This window comes from Terriglobia bacterium (assembly GCA_020072845.1).
Classification (GTDB): domain Bacteria; phylum Acidobacteriota; class Terriglobia; order Terriglobales; family Acidobacteriaceae; genus JAIQGF01.
The window spans coordinates 450,546-458,018 of the sequence record JAIQGF010000011.1 but is presented as its reverse complement, the minus strand read 5'-3'; the positions used below and the strand labels follow the sequence as shown (position 1 = coordinate 458,018).

The following is a 7,473-nucleotide window of genomic DNA, read 5'->3' as shown; positions in this document are numbered from 1 at the left end:
CAACGACCGCAAGGTGATTCGTAACGTGGAATCTGCCAGCGTCTGCAGACCCTCAGCCACGACCATCACCACGGTGCTTGCGCACCGTACCGGATGGGTGCGCCTTGACAACGCCTTCGCTCTTATCGAGGGGCACCCACCTTTCCGGTGGGGTTAATGGCTCAAGGGTGAGCCACCCGCCCCGGATGCCGTCGCGAGTGCAAAACCGATCAGGGACAGGATGGAGGGCACAGTTCGCGGTTGCGTGCGACTGAACCAACGCACCCAGATCATCAGGGCGGGAAGGCCGACGTAGGTGCTGATTGCAAACAGCACCAACACGCCGACTCTCCCGTCAGTCTTCGTCGGAGCACGGACCGGGTTTTTGGTCCTTCAGCTTCGTAGGGCAATGTTTTTCAACAAAGAAGCCCTGGGGGTCTACGATCAAGTAGCGAATCCAAGCCGCGTCCTGAAAGATGGCCCACCCTTGAAACGTTTCTTGGAAAGGCGGGTAGTCTGTCCCGACCCACCACCAACTGGACTGGAAGACGGTTTCCGGGACCTTAGTGAAATGCCAGCGATGATCTCCACATTTCAACTCAAGCTGCAGGGCATCATTCCGGGGAAGTGCCCTTACTTCCGATGGGACCTGGAAGCCGGAAGCGAACTGGCCCTCCATGATGACTCGGCCCTCAACCTTCGCCCTCAGATGGAATTGCTCGCACGTGACTGCTTTCTCGCCCAGAGCGAATCTTACCTCGATTCGGTTGGGACCGGGGTCAGGCAGTTTCCTGCCTATTTCTGGCGGACGCCGCTGCGCCTCGGCCGTAGCCGTCACGAGCAGAAGAATAACCAGACTGACTATGCCTTTCATGTTCTTCGTGCTCCGAATCCTTAGTGGCAGTTGTTACCGTTCTCGCACCTAGGAAACGCGTTCAGCGGGACCCTTGCCTGCGTGCCGTTCTGATTATAGAAGCGCACCGTGTTGTCTCCCGCACCTGCGACGATATGCATGGCCCCAGGTGCGACCTCGTTGTCCTTGTTGACATTCTGAATATCCCCAGGCTTTCCGTTGTGCATGGTGGAGGGCTCTTGGTTGAAGTGCGTGCCTCCCATAACTACACTCGGGTCCGTTGTGCCGGCGGGATGCGTGTGCTCGATGATTATTGTGCCAGAATTGATAGTTAGGTTTATGTGCGCCTCGTCATCGCCAGGTCTGTAAGCTGGGCCGGGCGCAGCATTGTGCACACCGTTTGAGTCCACCGTGAATCCCTCTTCATGAAATCCTCCCTGTGTATCTGACCCCGTCCGTCCCAACGTCCTGCTAACTGAATCTTGAATCGCGTTGCCCACATGGCCCGAGATGTCGTACATCGGAATACCACTACCTGCCACATCGACAAGCGAATGATCGGAGCTGTAGCTCACCGCACTTGCGTTCTGAATTACGACTCGCCCATCGTTGACGCCGTCGGTGCCCAAGTGCCTACCGTTTGGGTCGTACCACTCTCCGTGCCCATCAGGATCGCCGGTTGTTGTCGGGTTGTTCTCAACGTAGCTGTAGAGATTCAAGCTCTGCGGATTGCCGAAGTTTGCATAGGGTACGGATGTTGGTTTGGCTGCCCAGTCGGGAGTCATAAAGCGACCCATCGAGGACGAGTAGTAGCGCGCGCCAAACTCGTCTAAGCCGCTCTCGCTATCCCGTTCTTTGCCGGTGAAGTGGCGTGGGCTCGGATCGCTTCCTGTGCAATTTTGCGCGTCGCCGAAAGGCAGATTCGTGCACCATTGGTGCAGGCCTCCATCCATTTGCGTGTGCGCGCGCTCGGTCCCCAACCAATCCGCATGGGTAAAGTAGGTGGTCGAGTCCGCGTACGTGCCAATATGGTGCCCGCCAGCGTAAATCTCGCCGCGAATCCACGATCCATCCGACGCGCTCAGCGTCGTTACGGCGCTGCCGCCGAGGTCGTACAGGTACTCCACGTTCTCTGTCCCGGTCCGCTTCACTCTGCGCCCCTGCGCGTCATAAACGTATGTGAAGCTGCCATTATCTCCCGAAACGATCCGGTTCTCGGCGTCGTAAACATAGGTATGCGTGCCGCCCGAAAGCAGGTTGCCCGCAGCATCGTAGCTGTAGCCGTCAATACGGTTGTTCTGCTGGGTGAAGCTGAATGTTGGCGTCGGGCACGAGCCGTTGTAGGCGTTTTGGTGCCAGCGGTTGCCGTAGCGGTCGTAGTCCCAACTGCATCCCCAGCCGGTGTTGGAGATCGCCGAAGAACTGTCGGACAGACCGATAGACCCTGTCAACGCTTCAGAACCAGCATCCCGAATATTCCTGCTGCCAGAATCAGCCACGCGGAGTTCAGACGCGTCCAGGTCAGGACGGCGAAGCTCACGAGAAAAATCAGGATGGCCGGCAGGTCGACGACGGCGGCCCGCCCGAGCTGAAGCGTGACCACCGCGATCAGCGCCACCGACCCGGCGATGACTCCGTCCAGGGCTGCGCCGGCAATGCGCGAGCGGCGCAGCACGCGCACCAGCGGCTCGCTGATCGCGACATAAACAAAGGCCGGGAGAAACATGGCAATCGTCGCCACCAGCGCGCCCAGCGGTCCCGCCAGGATGTAGCCGAGGAAGGTCGCGGCAGTGGAAATCGGACCCGGCGTCACCTGTCCGACGGCAATGGCGTCGAGCAATTGCGAGTTGGTCACCCAGTGCCAGCGGTCCACCAAGTCGGTGCGCAGGAAGGCGAACAGGACGTACCCGCTGCCGAACAGCACGGCGCCGACCTTCAGGAAATAGAAGAACAGCGGCGCCAGCCCGACCGCGGGAGCGGCGGCGGCTGGCGGCAGCAGAAGAAGAAGCCCGGCGCGCACATCGCGGATGGGGTGGCGCATGGCTTCCAACGCGGCGGCCACCAGCGCGGCGGCAGCCAGCAGCCCAAACGGGTGCGGGACGAAATACCCGACGACGGTAGCGGCAATGGCGATCGTCACCAGCACGGGCGTCTTGAGCGCCGTGACCGAGTAGCGCCACAGCGCGCGCGCGATGATGGCGACGATCACCGGCTTCACCGCATAAAGGAACGCGTTCATCTGCGGCAGGGCCCCGAAGCGCACATACGCCCAGGCGAGCGCGGTGACAAGAATGGCGGAAGGAACAATGAAGCAGGCCCCACCCAGGATGAGTCCGGCCCAGCCGCCTCGCACGTAACCGAGATAGATCGCCATTTCGGTGGAGTTCGGCCCGGGGAGGAGGTTGACGGCGCCGAGGAAATCGAGGAAGCGCTCGCGGGTGAGCCAGCGCCGGCGGTGGACGCACTCGTCTTCCATCATGGCGATGTGCGCGGGCGGCCCGCCGAACGCGGTGACGCCGATCTTCAGGAGCGCGAGCGCGACCTCGCGCAGAGGGTGGGGAGGCGGGATATCCGACTGCTTCGCCGTCGCGTTGTTACCTAACACCATTCCGAGAGAGCCCGGTTGCACGATCGCATGCGGACGATCACTGCAGGGTGTCCGGGCATGCTGGATTCTAACGGATGTTATCCCGTCTATAGCGATGTCGCCGGTGTCAAAGAGCGATCAGGCCACACTTCGCCGTTGACGCCGAGAACGTCGTTATAGACGGGATCACATTTATTTTCTGTGATTCGCAATGAATTACACGCTCGTGCTCTGCGTTGCGGAAGAATGCAACAGTCGCTGTAGAGGAAATCAGCAGGCGGCGGGACAAGCGTAAGTCATTGATTCGCCGTTACTGCTGGATGCGCGAAGGAGATTGTAGCCGAAATGGCCGCTGAAAAGCTCATCAAGGCGGCGTTGTAGAAATCATCAGCAGTAGTTCAATGCGCTCCCGTCCGCAGCGCGCAACTCATTCGTTTTACGGTACATAGACAAACGATGCGGAGGGTTCGGCAGGCCTGGTGTGTCGTGGCATGGCGATTGCCTTAATGAAAAGTGGCGAACGGCCCGTAGCGGAGCAAGAAAGGCCCGCCGGAGGCAAGCATATGACAGTCATCCTGGTTCTCTCGACCTTCATCATGTTCCTACTCATCGATCACTTCTTCAGCAAGAAGCCGGCGCTGCAGATTGCAGTGCAGCCGGCAGTAGCGCGCGAGATCGTGGCGCCGTTGCAGCCCAGCCTGGTAGGCGGGTTCAAGGTGCCGGACAACCTGCGCTATCACCCGGGACACACCTGGGCGCTGAGCGAGAGCCCGAGCCTGGTGCGGGTCGGGGTGGACGACTTCGCCAGCAAGCTGATGGGGAAGGTGGAGCGGCTGTCGCTCCCGCAGCGCGGGCAGTGGATCCGGCAGGGTCAGAAGCTGGCGAGCGTGTATCGCGACGGCGCCAAGGTGGACATGCTGTCGCCGATCGAGGGCAGCGTGGCGGACATCAACGATGCGCTGGTGCTGAAGCCGGAACTGGCGCGCCAGGACCCGTACGGCGAAGGCTGGCTGGTGACGGTGCAGTCGCCGGATGCGAAGACGAACTTCCGCAACCTGATGAGCGGGGCGCTGGCGCGGTGGTGGACGGAAGAAGCCGCCAGCCGGCTGCAGAAGCGGGTGCCGGCGGTGCTGGGCGCGCTGGCGCAGGACGGCGGCGTGGCCATGGACAACTTGACGGCACAGATGCCGGAGCAGAACTGGACCGAGCTGACGCGGGAATTCTTCTTGAGCTAGGGATGGAACGGGCCTTCGCCATGAGTTGCAAGTTCCCAGTCCCGAGTCCCGAATTGCGAGCCGAGGAGGCTCGCAATTTGTGTCTGGTGGGTGGTCGGCAATCGGTGATCGGTAGTCCCAGTAAGCAAGGGGGACGCCCCCGTCCCTTCGACAAGCTCAAGGCTGCCCCCCCCGGGCGCGGACTTGGGATCACGCCCATTTTGAGAAACACTGCAAGGACTGAAGATGACGATGTCTCGGGTCAGGGGCAGGGCCAAAAGTGAGCGTTGTCACGAGTACTTGTGATGAATATCACGGCCAAAAACGCGGTGTCAGCCCACACTTTGATGTTAAGGGATGTGGGCCCCAGAAACAGGAACGCTGGCACCCAAAATGAAAACCGTCTTGGTGAACCGGAAGGCAGCAGGTCCGCTCACCAGGCCTTTCTTGAAGCAAGGAGGCGGTTATGCTGCTGGCGTATCGCTTAGTCAGGCTGATTGAAACCCATGCCGACCGGCTGGCCAAGGGGCTGCTGGTCAAACTGCAGACTTCCAACAAGTGCCCCGACTTCACCAAGGTGCCGTCGCAGGAATTCGAGCAGCGAGTCTACGAATTGTACGACCACCTGGGCGAGTGGCTGTTGGGGAAAAAAGAAGAGGACATCGCGCGGCGCTACACCGAGATTGGGAAGCGGCGCCAGATGCAGGGTGTGCCGCTGAGCCAGTTGATGGAGGCCATCATGCTGACCCGCGAGCACCTGTGGGAGTACCTGAAACACGAAGCCAATATCGAGAAGCCGGTGGAAGTGTTCGGCGAGCTGGAAATGATGGAGCTGCTGGAACAGTTCTTCGACCGCGCCATGTACTACGCCGCGCTGGGGTACGAACAGGCGCAAGCCGCCGGCGAGTCGGCGCACAAGATGGAGCACGCGCTGTCCCGTTGATGGCCGGCGCACGCTGGAACACGGAGGCGGCGCAACGGCTGCTCTCCGGGGACGACGAAGGAGAGAAGTGATGTCGCTGGCAAAAAACCTGGTGCAACTGATTGAGAACCATTCCGACCGGCTGGCCGAAACCATGCTGATCAAACTGCAGAATTGCGAGAAGTGCGCCACCTTCAAGCGGGTGCCGCGCGAAGAATTTCGGCAACGGGTCTACGAAGTGTACGACCACCTGGGGGAATGGCTGCTGAGCAAGAAGGAAGAAGACGTGGCGCGCCGTTACGTCGAGATCGGCATGCAACGCGAGCGGCAGGGCGTGCTGCTGAGCGAGTTGATGTACGCCATCATCCTCACCCGGGAGCACCTGTGGGACTTCCTGAAGCACGAAGCGAACATCGAGAAGCCGAAGCAAGTGTTGGGCGAGCTGGAAATGATGGAGTTGCTGGAGCAGTTCTTCGACCGCGCGATGTACTACGCGGCCCAGGGTTACGAACAGTCCAGGGCAGCCAAAGAGGAAGCCGAGGTCGCACATGTCATGGTCCGTTAATTTCAAACGCAAGCTGATGAACGCGGGGGACGCGCTGCGCTGCGTCGAATCGGGGATGCGGGTGTACATCCACCCGGGATGCGCCGAGCCGGAAGTGCTGGTGGAAGCGCTGATGGAACGGGCCCCGTTTGTGCGCGACGTCGAGATCATCCACCTGATGACGATGGGAAGCGCGCCTTATGTCGCGCCGGAGATGGCGGGGCACTTCCGCCACAACGCCATGTTCATCGGGGGGAACGTGCGCGAGGCGGTCAACGACGGCCGCGCCGACTACACGCCGGTGTTCCTGAGCGAAATCGAGGGGCTGATCGACTGCGGCCAACTGCGGGTGGACGTGGCGCTGATCCAGGTCTCGCCGCCGGACCAGCATGGGTACTGCTCGCTGGGCGTGGGCGTGGACACCACCATGACGGCGGTGCGCTGCGCCAAATACTCCGTGGCGCAGGTCAACGACCAGATGCCGCGCACTTACGGCGACTGCTTTCTGCACATCGACCAGATCGATGCCTTCGTGGAAACGTCGCGCCCGCTGTGCGAGGCGCCGAAAGTCGAGATCACGCCCACGCACCGGGCGATCGCCAAGCACGTGGCAACGCTGATCGAGGATGGTTCGACGCTGCAAACCGGCATCGGCGGCATCCCCGACGCGGTGCTGGCCTACCTGACCGACCGCCAGGACCTGGGCGTGCACACCGAACTGGTGAGCGACGGAGTGATCGCGCTGATCGACTCGGGCGCCCTGACCGGCCGGCGCAAAACGCTGTTGCCGCGCAAGATCGTGGTGTCGTTCGTGCTGGGCAGCAAACGGCTGTTCGATTATGTCAACGAAAACCCGATTTTCGAATTCCGGCCGAATGCCTTCACTAATGACCCGATGCAGATCGCGCGCAACGACCAAATGATCGCCATCAACTCGGCGCTGCAGGTGGATTTGACGGGGCAGGTGTGCGCCGACTCCATCGGCACGCAGTTTTACAGCGGGATCGGCGGGCAGGTGGACTTCATCCGCGGGGCCTCGCGGTCCAAGGGCGGAAAGCCGATCATCGCGCTGCCGGCGACGGCGAAGGGTGATACCGTGTCGCGGATCACGCCCATGTTGGACCCGGGCGCGGGCGTGGTCACCTCGCGCGGCCTGACCAGGTACGTGGTGACCGAGTACGGCATCGCCTACCTGCACGGCAAGACGATCCGGCAGCGGGCTGAGGCGCTGATCTCGATTGCCCACCCGAAGTTCCGCAATTCGCTGTTCGAATACTGCGAGCGCACCAAGTGGCTGCACAGGAACCACGTGGCGCTGGCGGCGGTGACTTAGGCTTCGGGCTTCAGGAGTAAGCTGTCAGGACGCATTGAGTG

7 protein-coding genes are annotated in these 7,473 nt (G+C 61.3%); 5 read left to right on the top strand and 2 right to left on the bottom strand.

The genetic code is table 11. The features are described 5' to 3' along the window. Positions 1-295: 295 nt before the first annotated feature. Positions 296-877, top strand: a complete 582-nt coding sequence (locus LAN70_13590) for a hypothetical protein (GenBank protein ID MBZ5512184.1) — start codon at positions 296-298, stop codon at positions 875-877. Here the strand turns inward: LAN70_13590 and LAN70_13585 are convergent. Both LAN70_13585 and chrA read right to left on the bottom strand, forming a co-directional pair. Beyond that, the gene (locus LAN70_13585) at positions 874-1,785 is read right to left on the bottom strand and encodes an RHS repeat-associated core domain-containing protein (protein ID MBZ5512183.1); all 912 of its coding nucleotides are present in this window, start codon (positions 1,783-1,785) and stop codon (positions 874-876) included. The two genes, LAN70_13590 and LAN70_13585, sit on opposite strands and share 4 nt — an antisense overlap. Positions 1,786-2,279: 494 nt before the next feature. Next, positions 2,280-3,440 (bottom strand): chromate efflux transporter, encoded by a 1,161-nt coding sequence (gene chrA / locus LAN70_13580; GenBank protein MBZ5512182.1) that lies wholly within the window; start codon positions 3,438-3,440, stop codon positions 2,280-2,282. 542 nt (positions 3,441-3,982) lie between these two features. Between chrA and LAN70_13575 the strand changes: the two genes are divergently transcribed. The 4 genes from LAN70_13575 (at position 3,983) to LAN70_13560 (ending at position 7,432) form a co-directional block, all read left to right on the top strand. Beyond that, complete coding sequence (locus tag LAN70_13575; protein ID MBZ5512181.1) at positions 3,983-4,654, top strand: glycine cleavage system protein H; 672 nt, start codon at positions 3,983-3,985, stop codon at positions 4,652-4,654. Between the two features lie 445 nt (positions 4,655-5,099). Beyond that, positions 5,100-5,576: a hypothetical protein gene (locus tag LAN70_13570; GenBank protein MBZ5512180.1), complete on the top strand. Its 477-nt coding sequence runs from the start codon at positions 5,100-5,102 to the stop codon at positions 5,574-5,576. A 70-nt stretch (positions 5,577-5,646) separates the two neighbouring features. Beyond that, positions 5,647-6,120, top strand: a complete 474-nt coding sequence (locus LAN70_13565; GenBank protein ID MBZ5512179.1) for a hypothetical protein — start codon at positions 5,647-5,649, stop codon at positions 6,118-6,120. Next, positions 6,104-7,432 carry a 4-hydroxybutyrate CoA-transferase gene (locus LAN70_13560; GenBank protein MBZ5512178.1) on the top strand — a complete coding sequence of 443 codons (1,329 nt, stop codon included), beginning with the start codon at positions 6,104-6,106 and terminating at the stop codon, positions 7,430-7,432. Before LAN70_13565 ends, LAN70_13560 begins: the two co-directional genes overlap by 17 nt. Positions 7,433-7,473 lie beyond the last annotated feature (41 nt).